Here is a 25,365-nt window from a genome sequence, read left to right as displayed (position 1 = left end):
ACGGTAATCGGATGGATCATGGGGTCACCACCACCCTGGCATCCGGCCGGGGGTGTACCTGGCACCACCCCCGGTCGGGACGGTGGAGCTACTGATCTTCTCCTTGCGGGCCAGCAGAGTTGTGGTGTGCCCGGCGGACGGACCGCCGGACCGGAAGGAGACCCGCAGCCATGGCCGTCCTCGCCCCGCAGTTCCAGGCCCGCCCCCGCTCCGGGGGAGTGCGCGGACGGGCCCCGCGGCTGGCGACGGTGCTCACCGGGGCCGGGCTGGCACTGCTGCCGTGGATGGTGGTGCTGGCGCGGACGCTGCCGCAGACGGCGGAGGTGTCCCACTGGTCCACCGCCTGGGTCGGCTTCGACGCGCTGCTGGCCGCCGGCCTGACCGGGACGGGGCTGCTGCTGCGCAAGGGCGACCCCCGGGTCCCGGCGGTGGCGGGCGCGACGGCCGCGCTGCTGGCGGCGGACGCCTGGCTCGACGTCACCACCTCGGCGGGTACGGCCGGGCAGGGCGCGGCGGTGCTGATGGCGCTCGCCGCGGAGCTGCCGCTGGCGGTGGCCTGCGCGGTGGTGGCCGCGCGGCGCACCGCCTGACGGGCGGCCCCGGGGCGCTGCTACTCGATGACGAGCTCGACGGGGATGTTGCCCCGGGTGGCCTTGGAGTAGGGGCAGACCTCGTGGGCCTGCTTGACCAGCAGGGTGCCGGTCTCGCCCTCCAGGTGGGCGGGGAGCTCGACGCGCAGGGTGACCGCGAGGCCGAAGCCGCCGGCGTCCTGGCCGATGGAGGCCTCCGCCGTGACGGACACGTCACCGGTGTCGACCTTCGCCTGCCGGCCGACCAGGCCGAGGGCGCTGGCGAAGCAGGCGGCGTAGCCGGCGGCGAAGAGCTGCTCGGGGTTGGTGCCCTGGCCGTTGCCGCCGAGCGCCGGGGGCATGGCGAGGGGCAGGTCGATCTGGCCGTCGGAGCTGACGGCGCGGCCCTCGCGGCCGTTGGCGGTGGCGACGGCGGTGTACAGCGCGTCCATCGGGAGGTCCTTTCAGAGGGGGCGGGGCGGCCGGTGGCCGACCCTCGACCACAAATAGAGCACACAATTTAGTTGTGCACAACTCAATGGCTCGCAAGTCGACTCCGGTACACTGGGGCGCATGACCGAGCAGCCCGCCGACATCCTCCGCGAACCCCTTCGCGACCAGGACTTCCTCCGCCTCGACGGACAGGTCTGCTTCGCGCTGGGCGCCGCGAACCGCGCCTTCGGGGGCCTCTACCGGGTCGTCCTGAAGGACCTGGGGCTGACCTACCCGCAGTACCTGGTGATGCTGGTGCTCTGGGAGCACGGCACGATGCCGGTCAAGCAGCTCGGACAGCACCTGCGGCTCGACTCGGGCACGCTCTCGCCGCTGCTCAAGCGGCTGGAGGCGGCCGGCCTGATCCGGCGCGAGCGCAGCGCCGAGGACGAACGGTCCGTGCACGCGGTGCTCACCGAGGAGGGCTCGGCCCTGCGCGAGCGGGCCGTGGAGGTGCCGCGCCGGATCGCGCGGGCGACCGGGTTCGAGCTGGCCGAGATCCGCGAGCTCCAGCAGCGCCTGGGCCGCCTGACGGCCGCCCTGGACGCCGCCGTCGAGTCGGCCGAGGCCGTCGAGGCCGCCCCCCGGGACTGACCGGCCGGGACGGGACCGGCCGGCCGGCCGGGACCAGGAGGCGGCGCCGGACCAGGAGGCGGCGCCCCGATCAGGAGGCGGCGTCGCGCTCCATGGCGGGGCGCAGGCGCTCCAGCAGGGCGTAGAGCGTCGCGCCCTCCACCTCGTCCAGCACGTCCAGCGCCCCGTGGGTGGCCTGCATCTCCTCGCGCACCCGGCGCATGACGTCGCGGCCCTCGTCGGTCGCCACGACGTTCTTGACCCGGCGGTCGCGGGGTGCGGGCTCGCGCCGCACCAGCCCGCGCGCCTGGAGCCGGTCCACGATCCCGGTGACGTTCGAGGCGTCGCAGGCCAGCAGGGCGGCGAGGCCGCGCATCGGCACGGGCCCGTCCAGCTGGGCGAGGACCTTGGCCTGCGTGGAGGTGAGCCCGTGGCCGGCCGCCGCGGCGGCGAAGTCGCGCCACTGGGCGGTGCCGATGGCCGCGAGGAGTTCCAGCAGTTCCAGCTTGGTGGGACGGTGCGGTGCGGTGGTGCTCATGGCCCGGGAGCCTAGCCGAGAATCGTTGACATTATCAACCTTTTACTTGACCACCTTAAGCATCTCTGGCTACCTTCGTCGAAGTACTTGATGACATAAAACATCTGCGTTCTGAAACATTGAGAAGGTCCCCCCTCCATGAGCTCCGCCGCATCCGCCCCCGCCGAAGCGAGGAAGGGCAACGAGACGGTCATCGTCTTCGCCCTGAGCCTCGCCGCCATGGTCGTGTCGATGATGCAGACCCTGCCCGTACCGATCCTGGGCCTGATCCGCAACGACCTCGGCACCTCCACCGCCAACGTGAGCTGGGTGACCACCGCCACCCTGCTCTCGGCCGCCGTCTTCACCCCGCTGCTCGGCCGCTTCGGCGACCAGCACGGCAAGAAGCCCACCCTGGTGGCCGTCCTCGGCGTGATGGTGGCGGGTTCCGTGGTGGCCGCGCTGGCGACCTCCCTGCCCCTGCTGATCCTGGGCCGGGTGCTCCAGGGCTCCGCGACCGCGATCTTCCCGCTGGCGCTGTCCGTGCTGCGCGAGGAGGTCCGGCCGCAGAAGCTGCCGGGCGCCATGGCACTGGTCAGCGGCACGCTCGCGTTCGGCAGCGGCCTGGCGCTGGTCGCCACCGGTCTGCTGACCTCCGGTGAGGGCGCCGACTACCGCAACGCCTTCTGGATGGCGACCGGCTTCGCCGTCGTGGCCCTGCTGGCCGTGGTGTTCCTGGTCCCCGCCACCCGGCACAAGACCGGCGGACGCACCGACTTCCTCGGCGCGCTGACCCTCGGCATCGCCCTGCTGCTGCTCCTGCTGCCCATCTCCCAGGGCCACGAGTGGGGCTGGTCCTCCGCCCGCACCCTGGGCAGCTTCGCCGGCGCCGCCGTGATGACGGCCGTCTGGGTCCTGGTCGAACGCAAGGTCGCCGAGCCGCTCGTCGACATGAAGATGTTCGTCCACCGCCCGGTGCTGATGGCCAACCTCGCCGGGATCCTCGTCGGCTTCGGCATGTTCGCGAACTTCCTGGGCGTCTCCTACCTCGTCCAGATGCCCGAGAAGCTCACCGGATACGGCTTCGACGCGTCCATCCTGCGCGCCTCCGTCCAGTTCCTGCTGCCCGGCGCGATCGTCTCGCTGCTCGCCTCCCCCGTCGGCGGCCAGCTGGTGCGCCACCGCGGACCCCGCCTCGCGCTCGCCCTGGCCGCCGCGCTCGGTGCCGCCGGCTTCGGCTGGCTGGCCCTCGACCACGGCCACACCTTCTCGGTGATCGGCGCGGGCCTCGTCGTCGGCGCGGCCGTCAGCTTCGGCTACGCCGCCATGCCCGCGGTGATCATGTCGAGCGTCCCGCACCACCAGAGCGGCATCGCCAACGGGATCAACTCCATCTCCCGCTCCACGGGCAGCGCGATCGGCAGCGCCATCGTCACCACCATCCTGGCGTCGAAGACCGTCGAGCACCTCCCCAAGGGCGTCCCGCCGCTGCCGGCCGAGTCCGGATTCACCCTCACCTTCTGGATCGGCGCCGCCGCCTTCGCCCTCGTCGCGCTGATCAGCTGGCTCGGACTGCGTTCCGGCCACGGCGAGCGCGTGGTCCGGTCGGCCGCCGCGAACCCCGCGCCGTCGAAGACCGCGGAGCCCGCCGACTCCCACTGACCTCCCGTCAAACCGCTCCCCCGCCGCCCCCGGTCCCTGCCGACCGGGGGCGGCGGCGCGTCCGGGACGCTCACCCGGAGCCCTCCCCTCCGCGTTGTCAGTGGGGCTCGCTAGTCTCCCCGCATACCGCAGCTCGGCAGGCGCCCGCGCCTTGTTCCGGGCTGCGCAAGACCGTTTTCGGACAGGCGGAGGGGCGCGCGCTGATGGGTTGGCTGGCGTTGGACGAGGGGTACGAGATCTCCCTCGTGGAGGGGAAGGTCGCGGTACGGCGGCCCGAGGGACGGCAGTTGAAGGCACTGCCGAAGGCGTTGCGCGACCACCCCGAGGTGGACCGGCTGCGCCGGCTCGCCGAGTGGCTGGAGCGGCACGAGGCGGCCTGCGTGGCCCAGGTGGACACCTGGATGGTGTCCTCGCTGCCCGTGCCGACCGGACTCCTCGCCAGGGTCTGGCCCGACGAGGCCTGGCAGGCCGCGCTGCGCGACCTCGCCGTCGTCCCCGACAGCGACCCCGACGAGGTGGGCTTCCTGCGCGACGCCACCCCCGGCGGCGAGCTGAAGGTGGTCAACCTCGACGGCGAGACCGTACGACTCTCCCCGCGCACGGTGACCCTGCCGCACCCGGTGCTGCTGCCCGACCTGGACGACGTACGGGAGTTCGCGGCCGAGCTGGACATCACCCAGCGGGTCGAGCAGATCCACCGGCCCACCTGGGAGAAGCCCGCGGACCTGGAGCCGGCCGCGACCGAGGTGCGCGACTACGCGGGCGGGGTGTTCCCCACCCGGTTCGGCCTCGCGGCCCGCGCCACGAACCTCGGCTACCGGGTCTCCGGCGGCTACGCCACCTGCAAGGTGCGCGACTCGGGCCGGGCCGTGGAGGCGGCCGTGTGGATCGGCGAGCCCTACTGGGACGACGAGACCGCCACCGGGGCGCTGAACTGGCACGACGAGGACGGCCGGGCGGTACGCCTCGGCGAGGTCGGACCGGTGGCGTGGTCCGAGGGCATGCGGATGGCCGCGGCGCTGTACGCCGGGCGCAGGATCGAAGAGGGCGGGGACGAAGCGTGAGCACCACCGACACCACCGGCACCACGGGCACGGCCGGGCAGGCCCTGGGAGAGGCCGCCGGACTGCTGGCGGCGGGTGCCGTCCTGCCCGCCGGCACCACCGGGGCGGGCGCCTCGGCCGTCCCCCTCACCGCGCGGGCGTACCGCCACCCGGCCCTCGGGGACGAGCGCGTCGTGGTCCGCCTCGCCGCGGCCGAGCTCGGCGCCGCGGAGGACCTCGCCGCGGGCTTCCTGGGCCTCGTACCGGACGGCGAGCCGCAGGTCGTCGGCCTCGGCCGGCGCCAGGCGCTCGGCTTCCCGGAGTGGGTGCTGGTGCACCACCCCGAGGACGGACACCACGCGCTGGCCGTGGTACCCGAACTGGACCGGCTGGCCCGGCAGGCCAAGACCAAGCCCAAGGCCGCCCTCGACGCCTGCACCGAGCTGGCCGACCGGCTCGCCGCCGCCGTCCCGCACTTCCTGCCCGTCTTCTACGAGCAGGCCGCGCGCGTCTTCCTCGCCGTCGAGAACACCACCTACGCGGCCCAGCTGTTCGGCCGCGCCCGCACCAGCGAGGCCCGCTACGGCCTGGCCGTCGACGAGGACCGGCTCGACGCCGTGTTCCTGGAGTTCGCCCTGGCCGGCGCCCTGCCGGTGAAGGTGCTCACCGGCTACGGCAAGGAGCTGGCCCAGCGGGTCTCCCCCGCCGAGGCCTTCGAGCGCTTCCGGCGGCTGTGCGTACGCCGCACCGCGGGCGGGCTCGCACCCTCCGCGCAGGCCGCCGTCGAGCTGCGCCGGCTGGCCCGCGCGGCCGGGCTGACCGGCAACGTGCCCGAGCAGGACTACCTCGCCGAGCTGCTGCCCCTGCCCGCCACCCTGCGCGCCGCGGCCGGCTGGTGGAAGGCCCACCGCACGGCCCTGGTCGCCCTCGCCGAGCGCGTGCCCGCGGTACGCGGGACCCTGCTCGGCATCACCCCGTCCGGCGGCGGCGACGCCGGGGAACTGGCCGCCCTGTGGCTGGAGGTGCTGGAGGAGTCGGGCGCCACCGCCGGGCTGGCGGACGCGGACCTGCCGGCCGAGGAGCGCTGCGCCGACGGCACCGCGGGCTGGCTGGAGCGCTTCCACACCGCCCGGCACACCGGCTGGGGCACTCCCCCGCCGCTGCCCGCGCTGCTCCCCCTGATCGACCGCTGCGCCGACGTGCTGCGCGCCGAACTCGCCCTGCCGGGGCGGGAGGAGGGCCTGCGCCTGGGCCTCCAGGACGTGGACCTGCTCGACCTGCTGCTCTCGTTCGGCCTGACCGTGGCCGACCCGGGGCCGAGCGAGGTGCTGGGCCTGGACGGCTGGGCCCGTTCGGCCGGGCGGCGCGACCTGCGGGCGCTGTGCACGGACGAGCGGATGCGTCCCGCCTTCTTCCGCACCCTGGACCGCTTCAACACCCACATGTCGACCGACCGCGGGACGGTGCGGCACCTCGCCGCGGCCCCCGGCAGCGCCCCGCTGGTGGCCGAGTGGGTCCGCCGGGTGGCCGGCGAGTCCACGGCGGCGGCACTGCCGGAGCTCCCCGAGGCGCTGCGCCGGCTCACCTGGCTGCCGTCCGAGGCCCTGGCCCTCGCCCCCGAGGAGGTGACCCGGGCGGCCTCCGTCGACCTGGGCGGGATCCTGGCCCGCACCCTGCGGGGCGGCCTGTTCGAGGAACTGGTCTGGCCGGCCTGGGAGGCCGCCGTCACCGAGCTGTCGCCCGGCCGGGGCCGGACGCCGCTGACCGTCATGGACGCCTGGCCGTACGTCATCGTCGCCAACTCCACGCAGGTCCGCGTCATCGGCGCCGACTCCACCGTGCTCACCCACGACCTGCGGATCCCCCCGGGCGACCGGTACCACCACGGCTTCCACTACACCGACGGCGACCTGCTCGTCTTCTGGGCCTCCTACGACGGCCCGGTCCAGGGCTACTGGCTGAGCGCCCCCGACGACGTCCTCACCCTGGACTCCGCCGCCACCTACTGGTCGGTGCGCTCCGAACACGTCAGCCTCGCGCTGCCCGGCGGCGGCCGCACCACCGGCGGCGCCGCCCCGCTGCACGCGGGCGACAGCAGGCTGCCGGCCGAGCGGGCGGTCATCACCGACGGGACCTCGTACTGGGTGTGGGACCAGGGCGGCCGCCCGGGCGACTGGGGCTGGGCCGAGTACGACCCGGCCACGGGCGTCCTGGGGCGGCGTTCCCTGCCGGGCTTCCTCGCCGACGCCCTGGACGGCCACCCGAGCGGCAGCGTCCTGAACGACCACGTCGGCCAGAACTGGCTGCGGCCGACGCCCGCCGTCGAGGGCTCCGTGCTGGGCGCGCCCGTGGACGGGCTGCTCGGCTGGCGGGTCGTGCACGTCCGGGGCGAGGGCTGGCACGGCTCCGACAACACCGGGCGCTCCGTCACCGTGCGCGAGGGCGGCCCCCTCCCGCGCGCGGCCGTCGCCTTCCCCGGTGACGACCGGCCGCGCGCCGTGTCCCGGGACTGGCGGACCCTGGCCCTCACCGACCCCGAGGGCGCCGTCACCTGCCGGGTCACCTCCGACCACAACGGCGGCCTCTTCTGGACCGGCCACGCCGAACTCCCGCGGCTCGCCTACTGGTACTGCCTGCGGCCCCGCGACCCCGAGGGTTCGAAGGCGCTGCGCGCGATCGACGCTCACGCCGCCGGGGCCCTGCTGGCGGCCGCCGCCCGGGCGGAGAAGCGCACGGACCTGCCGGCGCTGGTCAGCGCGGCCCTGCCCACCGTCAGCGCGCCCGCCCTGCTCGGCGGGGTGGTCGACACCGTCCGCTCGGCACTGACCCAGCGCAAGGCCCTGGCCAAGGTGGCGGAGGCTCTGAAGCCGGCCCCGGAGGCACGGCCGAAGACCCCGGTGGACCGGGGCCCGTCCGATTTCCTGCTCGACCGCCCGCTGCACGGGCTGACGGGCACTCCCTACCACCGCTACTTCGGCGGGGACGCGGACGGGACGTTCCAGTTCCTGCGCCGGCTCGCGGCGGCCGTCGCCGACACCGCCGCCGAGGCGGTCCCGGGGCGGCTGCACGTGGACACGCCGAAGATCGCCCACTCCTCCCTCCCCTGGGCCGGGCTGTTCCTGGACGCCCCCGCGGCGGTCGCCTACCGCGCGGTCACCACCGGCGACACCACGGAGGAGGAGAGGGCGGGGCTGCTGCGGATGCTCGCCGAGGTGGACGCCCTGGGTCTGGCCTCCGCCGCGGCGTCCGCCGCGCGGTGGCGGCGCGTCCGCGTGCGGATCGACACCGCCCACCTGCTCGGTACCGACGGCCGCGAGCGCGGCCGGGGCAGCCGGCACCGGGCCGTCGTCCCGCTCGGCGGCGGAGCCGTACTCGCCCTCAACGAGCAGACCCAGGAGTTCCCGAAGGGCCGCGAGTTCGACGCGCTGCTCCACGACCCGGCCGGTGCCTTCGCCGTGCCCGCCCCCTACACCGCGGCCGGAACGGCCGAGCCGGCCGGCGACCGCGTGCGCGGCGCGGACTGGACCGCCGCCTTCCTGAAGGAGGCCGCCGAACGCGGCCCGGCACCCTGGTTCCCGGAGGCCGCCGAGGAGTTCGGGCGCCTCACCGGGGTCTCCTCCGCCGTGGCCCGGATGGTCCTCGCGGGCCTGCCGCACCTGGACACGTACGACCGCGGCTTCCTGCCCGCCGAGCTGCGCGAGACCCTCGGGCTGAAGGCCTCGGACGCCGTGAACGCCCGCGACGACCTCAAGGAGCTCGGCGTCGGCGTCCGGCGCGCCCTGGTCGCGGCGCTGCTGCCCGCCGACCCGGCGCGGCTGTGGACGGACGGCCCGGACGCGGCCGCCGCCGCGCGGGTGTGGAACGAGCGCGTGGGCCGTCGTACCCCCGTGCCCGAGTGGCTGCTCGCCGAGGCCGCCAAGGAGGTGCGCGGCGGCTGGGCCCCGCACCGGGCACTGCCCGCGCTGCTCGACGCGGCGGCCTCCGAGGTGCTGTCCGCCGATGTCCCGTGGACCGTCAAGGGCGACCACGTGGAGCCCGCCGTCCCGGTGGCGCAGCCCTTCGACGCGGGAGTGCTGACCGGGGCCGCCGCCCTGACGGCCTGGCTCGCGCACCGGCTGCCCGCCGGACATCCGGTACGGGCCTGCCTGCCGCCGGCGCTCAGCGCGCTGCGCCAGCGGCTGGCCTCGCCCGAACTGCTGCTGAGCGTCGGGCACTACGTCCGGCTGCCCGATTTCCGCAAGGCGGCCGGCACCCCCACCGAGAGCGGCGAGGGCTACGAGCGGTACGGCGCGGTGGTGCTGGCCACGCAGGACTCGCAGCCCCGGCCCGCGGTGCGCCCCGCGCTGCTGGACTCGACCGGCTCCGACCCGTACCTGCCACTGCTGCGCGGCACGGAACAGCGGCCCTCCGGGGCCGAGTCGGCGCTGCGCCTGGTCCAGGACCCGGCGTTCGCCGCGCTGCTCGCCGACCCGGGGGCGCCCGTCGCGGGTGCCCTCGACAAGGAGGGGACCTGGTGGCCGCAGGACCCGTCGCGCAGCGTCCCCGAGCTGGTCGCGGAGGTTTCCGGGGCGTACGGGCTGGGCGCCGACGCGGCCGCGCTGTACCTGGCGCTGCTGGCGATGCCCGACCCCACCGACCGCAACACGGCGCGCTGGACGGGCTGGAAGCCGGCCCGGATGAAGGCCGCCCGGGCCGAACTGGCCGCCACCGACCTGGTGGTGGCGGCCGTCCGCTCCCGGGCCGGGCGCTCCCTGTTCCTGCCCGGCGGCTGGACCGAGCCCGGCTCGCCCGTCCTGCCGGTCGAGGCGTGGAAGCTGCCCATGTACGCCCTCGCCGCGGGCGGCCTTCCGACGCTGGGCGTGCTGGTGCCCGCCGAGCCGGCCGCGGACCTGTACCGCCGGGCCTGGGCGCGGGTCCGCGAGGGCGACGTACCGCGCTTCGAGGAGCTGAAGGTGAAGCGGACCGGCGCCCGCAGGCGCTGAACCGGTGGGGGCGCGGTACCGCCGCCGCGCCCCCGCCGGCCCTTCCTGCCGCACTTGCGAGCTCCTGAATTCCTGAATTCCTGGACTCCTCAACTTCTGAACTTCTGAACTTCTGACAACCAGAGGACCCGATACCCGATGACCGTCACCGAACAGTCCGCCCCCGTCCGGCAGGCGATGCCCGCCGAGGAGCGGTACGCCGCCGAACTCGCCTTCCTCGCCGCCCAGGACACGGGCCCCCGCCCTCCTGGCTGGGCGCTCACCCCGCGCGCGGTGGTGACCTTCGTGTGCGGCAGCGCGGGCGAGGAGCTGGCCCTGCCCAGGCGCCGTGCCGGACTCCCGTCGAAGCTGGTGATCGCCCCGAAGTTCGTCGGCGAACGCGCCCTGGTGGAGCGCTGCGTGGTGACCCTGGCCGGGGAGCGCGGACTGCTGCTCACCGGTGAGCCGGGCACCGCCAAGTCGATGCTGTCCGAGCTGCTGTCGGCCGCCGTGTGCGGCACCAGCGAGCTCACCGTCCAGGGCACCGCCGGCACCACCGAGGACGCCTTCCGGTACGGCTGGAACTACGCGCTGCTGCTCGCCCAGGGCCCCACCTCGCAGGCCCTGGTCGACTCCCCCGTGCTCTCCGCGATGCGGACGGGCCGGGTGGCGCGGGTCGAGGAGATCACCCGCTGCCTGCCCGAGGTGCAGGACGCGCTCGTGTCGATCCTGTCCGACCGGCGGGTCAGCGTGCCCGAGCTGACCGCCACCGAGGACGCGGTGGTCCCGGCCGCCCCCGGTTTCACGGTCATCGCCACCGCCAACCTGCGCGACCGGGGCGTCTCGGAGATGTCCGCCGCCCTCAAGCGGCGCTTCAACTTCGAGACCGTCGGCCCGATCGCCGACCCGGACGCCGAGACCGCGCTGATCCGCCGGCAGGCCGTCGCCGCCGTCGAGCGCGCCGGCGCCGCCTTCGGGGTCGACGACTCCGTCCTCGACGCGCTCGTCACCGTCTTCCGGGACCTGCGCTCGGGGCGCAGCGCCGAGGGCTGGGACGTGGAGCGGCCCGGGACGGTCATGTCCACCGCCGAGGCCGTCCAGGTGGCGGCCTCCCTGGGGGTGTCCGCCGCGTACCTGCCGGGCGGCGACGTGCTGGACCTGCTGCCGGGGCACCTGCTGGGCGTGGTGCGCAAGGACGACCCCGCCGACCACGGGCGGCTGCTGGGCTACTGGGACGGCCCGGTCCGCCGCCGCGCCGAGGACGGCTCGGCGACGTGGCGCCGGCTGTGGGACCTGCGCGGGAGCCTGCGTTGACGCTCACCGCCGAACCGCGGGCGGCCGTCGAGGAGCTGGCCGCCTGCCGCGAGCCGTACCTGCTGGGGGTGCGGCACCACAGTCCCGCGCTGGCCGCGGTGGTCCCCGCGCTGCTGGACGCGGCCGACCCCGAGGTCGTCTGCGTGGAGCTGCCGGCCGAGTTCCAGTCGTGGCTGCCCCACCTGGCCGACCCGGAGACCCTCGCGCCGGTCGCCCTGGCGGGCCTGGGGGCCGACGGGCGCCTCGCCTTCTACCCGTTCGCGGACTTCTCCCCCGAGCTGGCGGCGGTCCGCTGGGCGCGCGGGCGGGGCGTGGAGGTCGTCTGCTGCGACCTGCCGCTGTCCGACCGGGGCTGGGCTCCGGAGACCGCGCCGACGGCCGCCGGACCGTCGGGGGGCCCGTCCTACGCCGGGGCGCTCGCCGCGGCGGGGACCGGGCGCGAGGGCGAGGACCTGTGGGACCGGGCCGTCGAGGTCCTGGCCCCGGGCTGCTCTCCCGAGGCCGTACGCCGTGCCGCGCTCGGGGTCGGCTGGGCGCTGCGGGCCGACGCGGGCGCGGTGGCGGCGGTGGACCTGGCGCGGGAGTCGCACATGCGGGGCGTGCTCGCGCGGTTCGCCGGCCGCCGGGTCGCCGCCGTGATCGGTGCCTTCCACGCCCCGGCGCTCACGACGGGCGCGGCGGGCGCGGCGGGCGCGGCGGGCGCGGACGGTGGCGCTGCGGCGGATGCCGGTACGGCTACCGAGGCCGAGGCCGAGGCCGTCGTCACGTCGTTCGTGGCCTACTCCCACGACCTGCTCGACTCGCGCTCCGGCTACCCCGCCGGAATCCGGGACCCGCTCTGGCAGCAGGCCGTGTTCGAGGCGGGCGGGGACCCCGGCCGGCTGCGGGAGGCGGCCGCGGCCGCCCTCACCCGGCTCTGCCGGGAGCTGCGCCGCGCCGGGCACACGGCGGGCACCGGGGAGGCCGCCGAGACGCTGCGGCTGGCCTGCGACCTGGCGGTGCTGCGGGGACTGCCCGCCCCCGGCCGGGGCGAACTGCTGGAGGCCGTCACCACGGTGCTCGGGCAGGGCGAACCCCTGGGCCGGGGGCGGGCGCTGGCCCGTGCCCTGGAGGCCGTCTTCGTCGGCACCGGCCGCGGCCGGACCACCCCGCACGCCCCGCGCTCCGGGCTCGGCCCCTCCGTGGAGGCGGAGCTGGCCGCGCTGCGGCTGCCGTGTCCCGGGGACCCGGAGCCGCGGGAGGTGCGCCTGGACCCCCTGCGCTCCGAGCTCGACGGGCGCCGGGAGGTGCTGCTGCGGCGGCTGGTGGTCTGCGGGGCCTCCTACGGGGAGCCCCTGGGGGTGGCCGGCACCGGCGACGGCACCGCCCTGGGGAGCAGGTGGCGGCTGTCCTGGACCCCGTCCGTCCCGGCCCGCCTCGACCTGGCGGGGGTCCGCGGCGTGAGCGCCGCCCAGGCGGCCGCCGGGACGCTGCGTGACACCGCGCGCCGCCAGGCGGCCGAAGGCGGCCCGACGGCGGCCCAGGTGCTGGCCGGGCTCGACGCCGCCGCGCGCTGCGACCTGCCCGAACTGGTCGGCGTACGACTGGAGGAGATGGCGGCCGTACTGCCGGACACCGCCACCGTGCCGGAACTCCTGGAGGCCGTGGACCTGCTGGAGGGGCTGCGCCGCGGCCACCTGCCCGGCGCGGGGGACGGGGCGCGGGCCGTCGCCGAGGAGCTGACCGGCGAGCTGCTCGACGCTGCGCTGCGGTCCCTGCCCGGCCTCGCCGGCAGCGACGACCCCGCGGACGCGGGCGCGCTGGTGGCCCTCGCCGACCGGGCCGCCGCCCGCCGGCTGGGGCTGCGCATGGACGCCTCCCTCGCCGAACTCGCCTCCGGCGCGGGCCCGTTGATGCGGGGTGCGGCCCTGGCCGTACGGGTGCTGCTCGACCTGGATACGGCGGCCGGGCTCGGCTCCCGCGCCGCCGCCTGGGTGGACGGGGCGGCCACCCCCGAGGCGCGGCGCGCGCTGGCCCGCCGCCTCACGGGGCTCCTCACGGCCGCCGGTCCGCTGCTGGGCGCCTCCCCGGCCGCCCTCGTCCCGCTGCTGGACCGGGTGGACTCGCTGGCCGACGCGGCGTTCCTGGAGCGGCTTCCCGCGCTGCGCGCCGGGTTCGACGTACTGACCCCGGCCGCCCGGGAGCGGCTGCTGGACACCGTCACCGAGCGGCTCGGCGACCGCGTCGACCTGTCGCTCGACGCGCCGCCCGCGCTGCTCGCCCTGTGGGCCGCCGCCGACGCGGCCGGGCTGGCCGCGCTGAAGGAACTGCCGCTGCCCGGGGGGCCGCCGGACGCGGCCACCGTCCCGGTGTCCTCCGACGCGGCGGCGCCCGTGCCCCCCGCCCGGCCGGCGCGGGAGCGGCTGGCGCCCGCCGACCGGTGGCGGCTGCTGCTGGGCCGCCAGCGCGACCGGCTCCCGGCCGGCGCGCGGCCCTACGCCCGCGCGCTGGACGAGCTGTACGGCGCCGGCCGCGGGGAGGGATCCGCGGACGTGGGCCGGGCCGGCTCCGGCGGCGGGGACGAGGCCTCCTTCCCGACGGCCCGGGAGTGGTCGGCGGAACTGGAGTCCCTGTTCGGAGCCGACGTGCGCGAGGAGGTGCTCGCCGACGCGGCCGGGGCGGGCCGCACCGATGTGCTGGCCCAGCTCGACCCGGCGGCGGTACGCCCCTCCGTGGAACTGCTGACCTCGGTGCTCTCGCTGGCCGGCGGCATGTCCGAGGCCCACCTGGCCCGGCTGCGGCCGCTGGTGCGGCGGCTCGTCGACGAGCTGGCCAAGGAGCTGGCCACCCGGCTGCGCCCGGCCCTCTCGGGCGTGGCCACCCCGCGCCCGACCCGCCGGCCGGGCGGCCCGCTCGACCTGGCGCGCACCCTGCGGGCCAACCTGGCGCACACCCGGCGGCTGGACGACGGCCGGGTGGTGGTGGTCCCGGAGCGTCCCGTGTTCAGCACGCGGACGTCGAAGGAGGCGGACTGGCGGCTGATCCTGGTGGTGGACGTCTCCGGCTCGATGGAGGCGTCCGTGGTCTGGTCGGCGCTGACGGCGGCGGTGCTGGGCGGGGTGCCGACCCTGTCCACGCACTTCCTCGCCTTCTCCACCCAGGTCGTGGACCTCAGCGGCCGCGTCGACGACCCCCTCTCGCTGCTGCTGGAGGTCCGGGTCGGCGGCGGTACGCACATCGCCGCGGGCCTCGCGCACGCCCGGAGCCTGATCACGGTGCCGAGCCGCACGCTGGTCGTCGTGGTCAGCGACTTCGAGGAGGGCGCCCCGGTCGGGGGCCTGCTCGGCGAGGTGCGGGCGCTGGCCGCCTCCGGCGCCCATCTGCTGGGCTGTGCCGCGCTCGACGACTCGGGCGCGCCCCGCTACTCGGTGCCGGTCGCGCGGCAACTCGTCGCCGCCGGGATGCCGGTGGCCGCCCTCAGCCCTCTCGCCCTCGCCCGCTGGGTGGGCGACCGACTCCGTGGGGAGCCCCGATGACCAGCCCGCTGTTGCCGCCCGTCACCGCCGAGGTGGTCGCGGACGCGGTGGAGAACCTGAGCGCCCGGCTGCGCAAGAAGCTGGACGCCGCGATCGAGGGCTGCCCGGAGGGTGCCGGCGCGGACGGGGCCGTCACCTTCCGTTTCGGTGAGGACGCGGTGGTCACGCTGCGGCCGGGGCCGTCGGGGGCGGTCACGGAGCCCGGACAGGCCGTCTGCGGCTGCCTGTTGGCGCCGCGCTGCCTGCACCGGGCGGCGGTACTGGGGGCGGCGCCGCTGGCCGAACCCCTCACCGAGCCCCTCGCCACCTCCCCGGCCGGACCGCCGGCCGGGGAGGTGGCCGGTCCGGCTGCCGGAGCGGCGGACCGTTCGGCGGGGGACCCCGGTACCGGGACGCCGCCGAAGGCCGATGTGGCGGACGACGGCGAGTCACCGCCGACGCCGGCCCAGGTGCGGGCCGGGGCCGCGCTGTGGGCCGTCTCGGCCGAGGCCCTGGCCGCCGGGGTCGTCGCGGGGGGTGCGGTGGTGCAGGCGGAACTGCTGCGCGCCGCACACACCGCACGGCTCGCCGGGCTGCCGCGCGCGGAGGCCGCCGCCCTGCGCGTGGTACGGGGACTGCGGGCCGCGCGGGAGCGCCGGGCCGGCCAGCGGCTCACCGACCTGGCCGCCGCCTTCTCGGAACTGCTGCGCACCGCCGCGCTGCTGGCGGCCGGGACGGGCGGCCCCGGACTGACCGGCGGCGGCCGGCGCGCCTACGGCGCCGGGGGCGCCCTGCGCGTCCACGGCCTGTGCCGGGAGCCCGTGCTGACCGCGACCGGCTACGGCGGCGTGGTCACCCACCTCCTCGGCGCCGACGGCGCCCGCTACACGCTCTCGGACGTCCGCCCCGGCGGGCTCGCCCGCGCCCGGGGCGCGGGGGCGGCCTCGGTGGCCCTGGGCGGAGCCGCCCTCGACCACGCGGGGCTGGCGCGCGCGGGCCTGCGCATCACCGGTGCGACGGTCTCCGCCGACGGGCGGCTCGGCGCCGGGCGCGGGGTCCGGGCGGTGCCGGCGCCGGGCGCCGCCTGGGACGAGGAGCCGCTCGCCGGGCTGTTCGCCCGCCCGGCGGCCGAGGCCGTACGGGAACTGCTGGCGCAGGACGCCGAACCGGGCCTGCTGGGCTGCGACGTCCAGGTGGTCGGCGCGGCCGGCGAGCACCTGCTGGTGCGGGAGCCGCGCGCGGACGCGCCGCTGCTGCGGCTGCGCCCGGCGCATCCGCACCCAGAGCTGGCGCACACCGCCAACCTGCGCCGCCTGGCCGGGTATCCGGGGCTGGTGGTGCGCGTCCTGGGCCGCCCCGACCCGGACCGGGCCGCCACCCTGAGCCCGCTGGCGGTGGGGCCGGTGCCCGGGGCGGCGTACACGCTGCGGCTGCCGCCCGAGTGGCGCGACCGGGCCGACCTGGGCTACGACCGGCTGCAGGGCGGCCACTTCCCGGAGGGCGGGGCGCCCGCCGGGCCGGTGGCCGCCGGCGAGCCGGGTCCGGACGCGGTGGCCGACTCGCCGCTGTGGCGGGTGCGCCGGCTGCTGGAGACGGGTGTGGCCGGCGGCCGCCGGGCGGTGGCGGAGTCCGGCCGGGGTCCTGAGCCGCTCGGGGCGTACGGGCCGCTGCGCCGGGCCGGCTTCGGGACGGCGGCCGACCTGGCCGGCGCCCTCGTGGCGGAGGCCGGCCGCCGCCCCCGCGACGCCTTCGGCCGGCTCACCGAAGCCTCGTCCGAGGGCTACGCCTGGGCCTGGCTGGCGGCGTCGGCCCACCTGGAGGCCGCGCACCGCTCCCTGGTCGCCGCCTCCTGGGCCTGACCCCGGCCCGGAGCCGGGTCACCCTCCGCCTCTAGGCCGTCCCTTTCGGATCTTGTCGGGGCCCGCGGCGCCTGGCACCGCACCTGGCCGCGTTGTCGGAGCGCCCGAGTACGTCCAAGTACACGGGCGCCCCTCCGCCTTGCCATGCACGGCACCAGCCACCGCGGGCAAGGCCGACAAGATCCGAAAGAGACGGCCTAGCGGATGCACTCGACGGGGAGGGTGACCCGCACGGTCCCGCCTGCCACGGACTGCGGGAAGTCCGGGTACTGCACGACGATCCAGAAGCGCTGGAGGCGTCCCGTGAAGGCCCCCCGCACCCGCACCGTCCTGGTGCCGCCCGGCGACACCACTCCGGCCGCCGGCTCGATCACCACCCCCCGCGGGACGTTGCCGTCGGTGTACCGCGCCTCGCCCGGGTGGTAGTCGAGCGCGACGGCCTCCCAGCGGGCCGGGGCGTGGTCCGCGGACAGCGTCAGCTCGATGTCCAGGGCGGAGCAGGCGGCGCGGATCACGCCGGTCTTGTAGTCCACCAGCGGACGTGTCCGGTCCACCCGGACGTGCCCGGTGTTCCTGTCCTCGGGGGTCGGCGTGGGCGTCGGCGTCGGCGGAGTCGGCCGGGGCGAGGACTTCCCGGGCGTGGGCGTCGGTTTGACGGTCCTCCCGCCGCCGCCCGTCGGCTTCGCGTCGGCCGACGGCTTCGGCCGTCCGTCGTCCCCGCCGCCGTCTTCGTCGCAGGAGGATCCGGTCACCGCCAGAACGAGCACCGCCGCCACGGCCACCGCCCGCACACCACGCCGCATCATGTCGCCTCCGACACGTCCGCAAGGTCTGACTCCAGCCATGGCGTAGCGTCCCGCGGACGGCTGATCGACTCAACAAGTGGCGTGAATCGTTGCCCGGTTGTTCCTGATCCGCTCCGACTGTGGGGCCGGTGCGTGGTTGGATGTCCGGATATGGGTAGTCTTCCCGGGTCAGTTCGCGAAGCGTCTCGTCCGGGGTGGGGTCATGAATCGTCACACAGGTGTACGCGGCGGGGTGGTGGCCGTGGCGCTGCTGCTCGGTCTGGGCGGGTGCGGGGGAACGGGGAACTCCGGGGACGGCAAACCGGCGGGGAAGCCGGCCGGCGTCAGTCCCTCCGCACAGGCGTCGGCCCCCGCGCCCTCCGCGCCGGCGCCCCCCTCCGGGGGCGACGCCAAGCCGGCCTCCGGGGACGTGCTGCCGGGAATGGTCAGCGCGGCCGTCGCCCGGACGCAGCTGGCCGCGCTGACCACCGGCAAGCCCGGCACGATGGCCGGGTACAGCCGGGCCAAGTTCACCCACTGGGCCGAGCAGGGCGACAAGTGCGACACCCGCGAGACCGTTCTGAGGCGTGACGGGGCGGACGTCACCCAGGACTCCGAGTGCCGCGCCCTGTCGGGCAGCTGGAAGAGCCTGTACGACGGCGTGGTGGTCAACGAGGCCGCGAAGCTGGACATCGACCACATGGTGCCGCTGGCCGAAGCCTGGCGTTCCGGCGCCTCGGGGTGGGACGCCGCGAAGCGCAAGGCCTTCGCCAACGACCTGACGCGGCCGCAGCTGCTGGCCGTCTCCGCCTCGTCCAACCGCTCCAAGGGCGACCAGAGTCCCGATCTGTGGCAGCCGACGGACAAGTCGAGCTGGTGCCAGTACGGGCGCGCCTGGACCACCGTGAAGTCCCATTACGGTCTGACCGTCACCGATGCCGAAAGGGCCGTGCTCACCACCATGATCGACAGCTGCGCCTCATGACCGCTCCCCGGCAGTGGCAGGACGAGGTCCTCGCGGGTCCCGGCGGCGCCATGACCGACGAGGTCGGCGTCATCACGGGCCCGCTCACGCTGCGCACCACCGGCGGGGCGGACGGCAAGGTCCGCTTCGAGGTCCAGTACACGGACGCCGACGAGTGGTACACGCTCACCGGCAGCCCCGTGGCCCACGGCGACCCCCGCACCCTCCACACGGCCGCGCTGCGCGCGATCCGCGCCGGGGGCGGCGCCTGCGCCCCCGCGGACCCGTTGGGCCGCTCGGGTGACCGGCGATAACCCCAGGCCCGGGAGGCAGTTGGGCAGGTCGTCCCGCCGGGGACAGCACATGCGACAGAAGGATCCTCACGATGCTCAAGAAGTTCATGGCCACCGCCGCCGTCACCGCCTCCATCCTGGGGACGGGTGCCCTCGCGGCCTCCCCGGCGATGGCGATCGGCAATGACAACGGCATCAACACGGTCAACGGCAACAACGCCGACCAGATCTACGGCAACCAGGAGACCGCGGGCAAGATGAGCCCGCAGCTCTCCGCGGTCCAGGGCTCGCTGAACAAGCTCTGCATCGGCCTGCCCGCCAAGGTCAACGTCCAGTCGGTGTTCGCCCTGATCAACATCGGCGTCCAGGACATCCCGATCGCCTCCAACCCGCAGAACCAGCAGTGCACCGAGAACTCCACCCAGGCCAAGGGCGACGAGACCCTTTCGCACCTCGTGGAGAACATCCCGGTCCTGTCCGGCAACCTCTCGGCCGGCAGCTGACCCAGCGGCCCCGGAGCGGCGTGGCGGTCCGGCCGCCACGCCGCTCCGGCACGTTCCGGGCCCCAGGGCAAAGGATTTGGTCTAGACCTTGACAGGTCCAGACCACTGTCGCTTCAGTGGCGGTAGTCGTCACCCCCGCCTTCCCGCGACAATTCCCCCCACCCCAGGAGCAGTTACGTGATACGCACGCTTCGCCGCCGCGCCCTCTCCCTCGCCGCGGCCGCCGCCGCGACGCTCGGCCTGGCCGTCGCCCTGCCCGTCTCCCCCGCCGCCGCGGCCCCCGCCTGCGCCGGGTCCTGGAGCTCCTCCGCCGTCTACACGGGCGGCGCGAGCGCCGCGTACGGCGGCCACAACTGGCAGGCCAAGTGGTGGACCCAGGGCGAGACGCCCGGCACCACCGGCCAGTGGGGCGTCTGGTCGGACCAGGGCGCCTGCGGCGGCGGGGGCCAGGACCCCGACCCGGGCACCGGCAACCCGTCCGGCTTCGTGGTCAGCGAGGCCCAGTTCAACCAGATGTTCCCGGACCGGAACCCCTTCTACACCTACAACGGCCTGGTGGCGGCGCTCTCCGCGTACCCCGGCTTCGCCGGCACCGGCGACGACACCGTCAAGCGGCGCGAGGCCGCCGCCTTCCTCGCGAACGTCTCGCACGAGACGGGCGGGCTGGTCCACATAGTGGAGCAGAACACCGCCAACTACCCGCACTACTGCGACGCCTCCCAGCCCTACGGCTGTCCCGCCGGCCAGGCCGCCTACTACGGCCGCGGCCCCATCCAGCTCAGCTGGAACTTCAACTACAAGGCGGCGGGCGACGCCCTCGGCATCAACCTGCTCGCCAACCCCTACCTGGTGGAGCAGGACCCGGCCGTCGCGATGAAGACGGCGCTCTGGTACTGGAACACCCAGAACGGCCCCGGCACGATGACCGCGCACGCGGCCATGGTCAACGGCGCGGGCTTCGGCGAGACGATCCGCTCCATCAACGGGGCCCTGGAGTGCAACGGCGGGAATCCGGCGCAGGTGCAGAGCCGGGTGAGCAAGTACCAGAGCTTCACCCAGCTGCTGGGCGTCACCCCGGGGAACGACCTGGGCTGCTGACGGCGCGGAGGGAGACCCCGGCTCGCCGGCCGGCCCGCGTCACTGGCCGCGCAGCGCCGTGGCCAGCTGGGCGCGGGAGCGGACGTCGAGCTTCTGGTAGATCCGGGTGAGCCGGGCCTCCACCGTCTTGACGCTCAGGAAGAGCTTCGCCGCCGCCTCCTGGTTGCTGGCTCCCCCCGCGACCAGGAGGGCGAGCCGGGCCTCCGCCTCGGTCAGGGCCGCCACGCCGGGGTGCGGGCCGCAGCTCTCGGGCGTGTTCTCCCGGGCCAGTTCCAGCCAGGGCCCGGCCCCGGCGGCCTCGAACAGCCCGGCGGCGGCCCGCAGGGCGGCGCGGGCGGGGGCGCGGCGGCGGCGCCGGCGTTCCACGCGGGCCAGCGCCAGCAGGGTACGGCCGTGTTCGAGGGGCAGTCCGAAGGCGGCGAACCGCTCGGCGGTGGCCTCCAGCAGGGCGACGGCCGGGTCCGGCTCGCCCCGCGCGGACAGCCACAGCCCGCGGGCCCGGTCCAGGGCCGCGAGCACGGTGGTCCGGCCGAGGGAGCGGGCGACCGGGGTGACCCGGTCCAGCAGCTCGGCGGCCTCGACGGGCGCGTCGGCGGCGACCAGCGCCTCGGCGAGCTCCCCGTGCCAGCGCAGGACGGAGGGGTCCACCACCTGCTGGGCCTCCTCCAGGGCGGCTACCCGGCTCAGGGTGGCGACCGCCTTCGCGGCCTCGCCGGTGGCGAGTTCCACGGTGCCGAGCGCGTACAGCCCCCGGGAGAGGAAGACCTGGTCGCCCTCCTCCTCCGAGGCCCGGATGCCCCGGCGGGCGTACGCGGCGGCGCGGGCGAAGCTGCCGGCGGCGGCCTCGGCGGTGGCGGCCACGTACCAGGCCGGACCGGGTGAGAGGCCCGCCTCGATGGTGAGCTCCAGGGCGCGCCGGGCGTGGGCGGTACCGCGGACGCAGCGGCCGCGGCGCAGTTCGGCCTCGGTCATGCTGCGCAGCACCTCGAAGACGTCCTCGGCCGAGCCGGTGCGCTGGACGGCGGGCAGCAGGACGAGGAGCTGGCGGCGGGCGTCGGGGAGCCGGTCGTCGAAGAGGGCGTGGCGGACGGCGAGGAACTGGGGGGCGTTGCGCATGCCGAGGGGGACGTCGGGGGCGGGCAGGGCGAGGGCCTCGGCCAGGATGTCCTCGGCGTCGGGGTCGCCGAGGATGCGGCCCATCCGGGCCCGGACGGTCAGGGCCATGGCTTCGGCGACCTGGTCTCCCCCGGCCTTCGCGAGCGCTCCGGCCTCGGCGGCGGCGTCGCGGGCGCGGACGGGGTCGCCGTCGCCGATGTTGTGCTTCCAGGCGATCCGCAGCTGGACGGCGGCCTGCAGGGAGGGGTCCCCGGCGGCGTCGGCGACGGCGTGGGCGATGGTCTCGTCGAGGTCGGCCAGGGCCTGCCCGGCGGCGTCGATCACCGCGAGCCGGGCCCGTACCCGCTGGGCGGGCGAGGCGTCGCGGGCGAGGACGGCACGGGTGGCGCGGCGGGCGAGGTCGGCGCGGCCGGCCCAGCCGGCGTCCTCGGCGGCGCCGACGAGGCGGGCGAGCTCCTCCTGCGGGAGGGCGGCGGGGGTCCGTTCGGCGGCGAGCAGCCCGAGCTCGGCGGCCAGGGCCCGCTGGCCCCGGCGGCGGCAGGCGTCGGCGGCCCGGGTGATCTCGGCGGCGAGGTCCGCGTCCGGGGTGTCGACGGCGAGCGCGCGGTGGCGTACGGCCTGGACGGGGTCGTCCACGGCGGCGGCGAGCGCGGCGTGCCCGGCGGCCCGCTCGGGCCAGCCGGCGTCGGCGGCCAGGGCGGCCGGCAGGGCGCCGGCGGTGAAGGCGACGGTGCCGTCCTCGGCGACGGTGACCAGTGCGGCCCGTTCGGCCTGCGCGAGTTCCGCCTCGGCGTAGGGGCGTCCGGCCCGGCGCAGCAGGGCGGTGGTGGGGCGGGCGGCGAGGGCGGCGAGCAGCAGGGTCGGGCGGGTCCGGCCGGGGGCGGCGGCGAGGAGCCGGCGGGCGACCTCGCGGGCCTGGCCGGTGACGGGCAGGGTGTCGGCGTGGTGGGCGCCGCCGCCCTGGCCGGCGGCGGCTTCGGCGAGGGAGTGGCCCAGCGCGAGGGCGAGGCGCGGGTTGCCGCCGCTGGCCTGGTGGATGCGGCCGGCCAGGCGGGCGGGCAGGCCGTGGCGGAGCAGCAGCTCGGCGACCTCGTCGGCGCCGAGCGCGGGGACGTGGACGACGGGGGTGCCGGGGCCGCAGAGGGATTCGGCGACGGGTGCCGCCTGGACGCACTCGGCGGCGAGGACCCGGACGCGCGGCGGGGTCAGGCGCAGGACGAAGCGGAGCAGGTCGGTGCTCTCGGGGTCGAGCCACTGGGCGTTGTCGAGGACGAGCAGGACGGGGCCGGTGGCGGCGAGGCCGCGGAGCACTTCGACGACGGCCAGGCGCAGGGCGACGTGGTCGCGGCCGGCGCGGGGGGCGTCGGCCTCGCGGCGGAGCAGGGCGATGGCCGTGCGCTGGGGTCCGGCGAGGCGGTCGAGGGCGGTGCGGGGGACGGAGGCGAGGAGGGCCGCGGCCGCGGCCTCGGGTATCTCCCGGTCGGCGGCTTCGGGGGCGAGGCGCAGGACGGTTTCGCGCCGCCGGGCGGCGGCGGCCGCGACGGCCCGCGCCACCTCGGTCTTTCCCGACCCGGCGACTCCCGTGAGGACGGCGCGGCCGTGCGTGGTGAGCGCCCGGTCGACCGCCTCGATGAGTGCACCGTGTCCGACGTTGGTGTCAGCGTTCCCCGTCGCCGCCACGCACAGCCACCAGCCTTTCGCGCCCCTGCTCCTGTGCCCTTCCTGTGAGACGCGACAATACGAGGTCAGCCCCCCGACGGACCCGGATTGTGACGCAGAATTCAGTCAGGTGACAGGAAAGCGCCGCCGGCCTGCCGGTACGGGAGGTACCGGCAGGCCAGCGCACTGGATTGGTCCGTACTATCGGCCCGTCAGGACGGAGTTGGGGGGCTCCGCCGGGACCGGTGCGAACCGGGTCAGAAGCCGAGGCTCCAGGAGTCGATCTTGCCGGTGTCGCCGCCCGCGTTGTCGTTCACACGGAGCTTCCAGGTGCCGTTCGCGACCTCGGAGGAGGCGTTGACGGTGTAGGTCTGGTTGATGTTGTCCGCGCTGCCGCCGGCCCGGTTGTGCAGGGTGTAGACGGTGCCGTCGGGGGCGACCAGGTCGACCTTCAGGTCACCGATGTAGGTGTGCGTGATGTTCACGCCCACCTGGAGGGCGGCCGGGGCGTTGCCGGTCACGCCGGTGACGGTGATGGGGCTCTCGACCGTGGCGTTGTCGCCGATGGCGAAGTCCGCGGTGTTCTCGAAGGCCGGGGTGGGCTGGGTCGAGGTCACGGCGTTGACGGTCGCGGCCGCGTCGGCGAGGCCGGAGCCGCAGCCGCCGGTGCAGGTGCCGGCCAGCGGGCGGGCGTTGGCCTTGATGGCCGACTCGATCTGCGCCGGGGTGAGCGAGGGCTTGGCGCCGACGAGGAGGGCGGCGAGGCCCGCGACGTGCGGGGCGGCCATGCTGGTGCCCTGGTACGGCTTGTAGATCTCGGCGCCGGGGGTGGTGGTGCCACCGTTCAGCGTGGAGAGGATGCCGTTCTCGGGGGTGGTGACGGTGCCGGGCGTGTCGGTGGCGCGGCGGGTCTCACCGCCCGGGGCGGCGACGTCGATGATCGCGCCGTAGTTCGAGTAGAAGGAGCGGTCGCCGGTGCGGTTGCTGGCGGCCACGTTGATCACGTTGTTGCAGCTGGCGGGCGAGAAGCCGGACGCGTCGGCGTTGCTGTTGCCGGCGGCGACCACGACGGTGGTGCCGCGGGCGACGGCCGCGTTGATGGCGTTCTGGTAGGTGGCGGTGCAGGCGCCGGAGCCGCCGAGGCTCATGTTGATGACCTTGGCGGGGGTGGCGTTCGCCGGGACGCCCGAGACGGTGCCGCCGGAGGCCCAGGTGATGGCGTCGACGATGTCCGAGGTGGCGCCGCCGCACTTGCCGAGCACGCGGACGGGCTGGATCTTGGCGTTGTACGCGATGCCCGCGACGCCCTTGGCGTTGTTGGTCGCGGCGGCGATGGTGCCGGCGACGTGGGTGCCGTGCCAGGAGGAGTCGCTGGCCTTGGAGCCGGTGCCGCACTCGCCGGCCGCGGACCAGTCGCCCTGGTCGGCCGGGTTGTTGTCGCGGCCGTTGCCGTCACGGGCGGCGGTGGAGCTGCTGATGAAGTCGTAGCCGGCGACGACGTTGGGGGCGACGTCGGAGTGGGCCACGTAGCCGGTGTCGATGACGGCGACGGTGACGCCGGAGCCGGTGGTCTTGTCCCAGGCGGCGGGCACGTTCATGCCGGCGGTGGGCTCGAAGAGGTCCCACTGCTTGGCGTACTCGGTGTCGTCCGGGGTGGCCATGGCGTAGGCGCGGGAGTCCGGCTCGACGTAGGCGACGTCCGGGTCGGCGCGGAACTGGTCCATCACCTTCGCGGCGTCGGCCGGGGCGGTCGCACCGCCGAGGTTGACGAGCGCGGCTCCGGTGCCGAGACGGCGGTCGAACTTGGCCTTCTTGCCGGCCTTCTGGGCCTTGGCGGCGGCGTCGTTGGCGGCCGCGTCGTTGGAGCTGGCCTCGGACGCCGAGGACTTGTAGCCGACGATCAGGTTCTCGACCGGAGCGGCGGCGGGGGCGGCGGGGGCCGCGGCGGCCGGCAGGGTGGAGGCGGCCGGGTCGTTCGCGGGGGTCACGGCCACCGCGGAGGTGGCGGCGCCGGCGAGCAGGGTGACGGACATGGCCACGACGGATATGAGCCGACGTCTGGGTGCGTGCACGTTGTTCCCCTTTACGGGCCGCTTCCGGGCAGACGGGAGCGGCCGGTCGGTGCAGTGTGGGAGGTGGAACCGGCGGAAGCGGGGCCTGGACGGGCTGGTCGAACCCGCCCCGGCACCGCCGCGCGCCACGTCGCCCGGCCGCAACGGCGGGGCAGGGCGACGGCGTACCCGGCGGTCAGCGCGTCCGCGGTCGTTTCACACCATGTGGGGTTGGTGCGGGGCCGCCCGGGGCGCGGAAGATCGCCGGTGGGCAGACAGTAGGCAACGCGGGAGTGAACCCGATACGGGGAAAACCCTTGTCCGGACCCTGTGGGCCCCTCCCCCGCCCGGGGGTTACCGGGGGTCGGCGGAGGCCGGCGGGGTCCGCGGGGTCAGCGGGGTCCGCGGGGTC

General features: G+C 76.1%; 17 protein-coding genes. 12 read left to right on the top strand and 5 right to left on the bottom strand.

From position 1 onward, the window contains the following. The first annotated feature begins 170 nt into the window (after positions 1 to 170). Entirely contained in the window at positions 171 to 590 is a 420-nt protein-coding gene (locus ACZ518_RS11695; RefSeq protein ID WP_469112846.1) for an LPXTG cell wall anchor domain-containing protein, read from the top strand. Between the two features lie 20 nt (positions 591 to 610). Here ACZ518_RS11695 and ACZ518_RS11690 read toward each other — a convergent pair whose 3' ends face one another. Further along, positions 611 to 1,021: an organic hydroperoxide resistance protein gene (locus ACZ518_RS11690; RefSeq protein WP_007262362.1), complete on the bottom strand. Its 411-nt coding sequence runs from the start codon at positions 1,019 to 1,021 to the stop codon at positions 611 to 613. 121 nt (positions 1,022 to 1,142) lie between these two features. Here ACZ518_RS11690 and ACZ518_RS11685 point away from each other — a divergent pair, with 121 nt between their 5' ends. Beyond that, the gene (locus tag ACZ518_RS11685) at positions 1,143 to 1,655 is read left to right on the top strand and encodes a MarR family winged helix-turn-helix transcriptional regulator (protein ID WP_469112845.1); all 513 of its coding nucleotides are present in this window, start codon (positions 1,143 to 1,145) and stop codon (positions 1,653 to 1,655) included. Between the two features lie 70 nt (positions 1,656 to 1,725). Here ACZ518_RS11685 and ACZ518_RS11680 read toward each other — a convergent pair whose 3' ends face one another. Continuing rightward, positions 1,726 to 2,172: a MarR family winged helix-turn-helix transcriptional regulator gene (locus ACZ518_RS11680; protein ID WP_469112844.1), complete on the bottom strand. Its 447-nt coding sequence runs from the start codon at positions 2,170 to 2,172 to the stop codon at positions 1,726 to 1,728. 138 nt (positions 2,173 to 2,310) lie between these two features. Here ACZ518_RS11680 and ACZ518_RS11675 point away from each other — a divergent pair, with 138 nt between their 5' ends. From ACZ518_RS11675 to ACZ518_RS11650, 6 genes are all read left to right on the top strand, one after another. After that, positions 2,311 to 3,813 carry an MFS transporter gene (locus ACZ518_RS11675; RefSeq protein ID WP_469112843.1) on the top strand — a complete coding sequence of 501 codons (1,503 nt, stop codon included), beginning with the start codon at positions 2,311 to 2,313 and terminating at the stop codon, positions 3,811 to 3,813. A 203-nt stretch (positions 3,814 to 4,016) separates the two neighbouring features. Beyond that, complete coding sequence (locus tag ACZ518_RS11670) at positions 4,017 to 4,877, top strand: DUF4132 domain-containing protein (RefSeq protein WP_469112842.1); 861 nt, start codon at positions 4,017 to 4,019, stop codon at positions 4,875 to 4,877. Further along, the gene (locus ACZ518_RS11665; RefSeq protein ID WP_469112841.1) at positions 4,874 to 9,838 is read left to right on the top strand and encodes a DNA-binding protein; all 4,965 of its coding nucleotides are present in this window, start codon (positions 4,874 to 4,876) and stop codon (positions 9,836 to 9,838) included. Before ACZ518_RS11670 ends, ACZ518_RS11665 begins: the two co-directional genes overlap by 4 nt. A gap of 138 nt (positions 9,839 to 9,976) precedes the next feature. After that, positions 9,977 to 11,131, top strand: a complete 1,155-nt coding sequence (locus tag ACZ518_RS11660; RefSeq protein WP_469112840.1) for an ATP-binding protein — start codon at positions 9,977 to 9,979, stop codon at positions 11,129 to 11,131. After that, the gene (locus ACZ518_RS11655; RefSeq protein ID WP_469112839.1) at positions 11,128 to 14,646 is read left to right on the top strand and encodes a DUF5682 family protein; all 3,519 of its coding nucleotides are present in this window, start codon (positions 11,128 to 11,130) and stop codon (positions 14,644 to 14,646) included. Before ACZ518_RS11660 ends, ACZ518_RS11655 begins: the two co-directional genes overlap by 4 nt. Continuing rightward, a complete protein-coding gene (locus ACZ518_RS11650; protein ID WP_469112838.1) occupies positions 14,643 to 16,484 on the top strand; it encodes a hypothetical protein in 1,842 nt (613 codons plus the stop codon). Before ACZ518_RS11655 ends, ACZ518_RS11650 begins: the two co-directional genes overlap by 4 nt. Positions 16,485 to 16,681: 197 nt before the next feature. On the opposite strand, the gene ACZ518_RS11645 is transcribed toward ACZ518_RS11650, so the two are convergent. Then, positions 16,682 to 17,290: a hypothetical protein gene (locus ACZ518_RS11645; protein WP_469112837.1), complete on the bottom strand. Its 609-nt coding sequence runs from the start codon at positions 17,288 to 17,290 to the stop codon at positions 16,682 to 16,684. A gap of 202 nt (positions 17,291 to 17,492) precedes the next feature. Here ACZ518_RS11645 and ACZ518_RS11640 point away from each other — a divergent pair, with 202 nt between their 5' ends. From ACZ518_RS11640 to ACZ518_RS11625, 4 genes are all read left to right on the top strand, one after another. Further along, positions 17,493 to 18,254, top strand: coding sequence for an HNH endonuclease family protein (locus tag ACZ518_RS11640; RefSeq protein ID WP_469112836.1), 762 nt, complete (start codon positions 17,493 to 17,495; stop codon positions 18,252 to 18,254). Beyond that, positions 18,251 to 18,547, top strand: coding sequence for a hypothetical protein (locus ACZ518_RS11635; protein ID WP_469112835.1), 297 nt, complete (start codon positions 18,251 to 18,253; stop codon positions 18,545 to 18,547). Before ACZ518_RS11640 ends, ACZ518_RS11635 begins: the two co-directional genes overlap by 4 nt. 71 nt (positions 18,548 to 18,618) lie before the next feature. After that, positions 18,619 to 19,029 (top strand): rodlin, encoded by a 411-nt coding sequence (locus ACZ518_RS11630; protein ID WP_469112834.1) that lies wholly within the window; start codon positions 18,619 to 18,621, stop codon positions 19,027 to 19,029. A 177-nt stretch (positions 19,030 to 19,206) separates the two neighbouring features. Continuing rightward, positions 19,207 to 20,127, top strand: a complete 921-nt coding sequence (locus ACZ518_RS11625) for a glycoside hydrolase family 19 protein (protein ID WP_469112833.1) — start codon at positions 19,207 to 19,209, stop codon at positions 20,125 to 20,127. 39 nt (positions 20,128 to 20,166) lie between these two features. On the opposite strand, the gene ACZ518_RS11620 is transcribed toward ACZ518_RS11625, so the two are convergent. Further along, positions 20,167 to 22,923, bottom strand: a complete 2,757-nt coding sequence (locus ACZ518_RS11620) for a helix-turn-helix transcriptional regulator (protein ID WP_469112832.1) — start codon at positions 22,921 to 22,923, stop codon at positions 20,167 to 20,169. Positions 22,924 to 23,159: 236 nt separating this feature from the next. Beyond that, entirely contained in the window at positions 23,160 to 24,935 is a 1,776-nt protein-coding gene (locus ACZ518_RS11615) for a S8 family peptidase (RefSeq protein ID WP_469112958.1), read from the bottom strand. Between the last annotated feature and the right edge of the window lie 430 nt (positions 24,936 to 25,365).

Source organism: Streptomyces sp. NPDC033966, from assembly GCF_055575955.1.
The sequence above is the reverse complement of the archived record's forward strand: the minus strand, read 5'-3'. Positions and strand labels throughout refer to the sequence as shown.

What these genes read in the sequence shown, in the direction of transcription:
- ACZ518_RS11675 (WP_469112843.1), top strand. Translation starts at nt 2,311, where the DNA reads ATGAGCTCCGCCGCATCCGCCCCCGCCGAAGCGAGGAAGGGCAACGAG.
- ACZ518_RS11695 (WP_469112846.1), top strand. Translation starts at nt 171, where the DNA reads ATGGCCGTCCTCGCCCCGCAGTTCCAGGCCCGCCCCCGCTCCGGGGGA.
- ACZ518_RS11640 (WP_469112836.1), top strand. Translation starts at nt 17,493, where the DNA reads ATGAATCGTCACACAGGTGTACGCGGCGGGGTGGTGGCCGTGGCGCTG.
- ACZ518_RS11685 (WP_469112845.1), top strand. Translation starts at nt 1,143, where the DNA reads ATGACCGAGCAGCCCGCCGACATCCTCCGCGAACCCCTTCGCGACCAG.
- ACZ518_RS11630 (WP_469112834.1), top strand. Translation starts at nt 18,619, where the DNA reads ATGCTCAAGAAGTTCATGGCCACCGCCGCCGTCACCGCCTCCATCCTG.
- ACZ518_RS11680 (WP_469112844.1), bottom strand. Translation starts at nt 2,172, where the DNA reads ATGAGCACCACCGCACCGCACCGTCCCACCAAGCTGGAACTGCTGGAA.
- ACZ518_RS11690 (WP_007262362.1), bottom strand. Translation starts at nt 1,021, where the DNA reads ATGGACGCGCTGTACACCGCCGTCGCCACCGCCAACGGCCGCGAGGGC.
- ACZ518_RS11635 (WP_469112835.1), top strand. Translation starts at nt 18,251, where the DNA reads ATGACCGCTCCCCGGCAGTGGCAGGACGAGGTCCTCGCGGGTCCCGGC.
- ACZ518_RS11660 (WP_469112840.1), top strand. Translation starts at nt 9,977, where the DNA reads ATGACCGTCACCGAACAGTCCGCCCCCGTCCGGCAGGCGATGCCCGCC.
- ACZ518_RS11645 (WP_469112837.1), bottom strand. Translation starts at nt 17,290, where the DNA reads ATGATGCGGCGTGGTGTGCGGGCGGTGGCCGTGGCGGCGGTGCTCGTT.
- ACZ518_RS11650 (WP_469112838.1), top strand. Translation starts at nt 14,643, where the DNA reads ATGACCAGCCCGCTGTTGCCGCCCGTCACCGCCGAGGTGGTCGCGGAC.
- ACZ518_RS11615 (WP_469112958.1), bottom strand. Translation starts at nt 24,935, where the DNA reads ATGTCCGTCACCCTGCTCGCCGGCGCCGCCACCTCCGCGGTGGCCGTG.
- ACZ518_RS11670 (WP_469112842.1), top strand. Translation starts at nt 4,017, where the DNA reads ATGGGTTGGCTGGCGTTGGACGAGGGGTACGAGATCTCCCTCGTGGAG.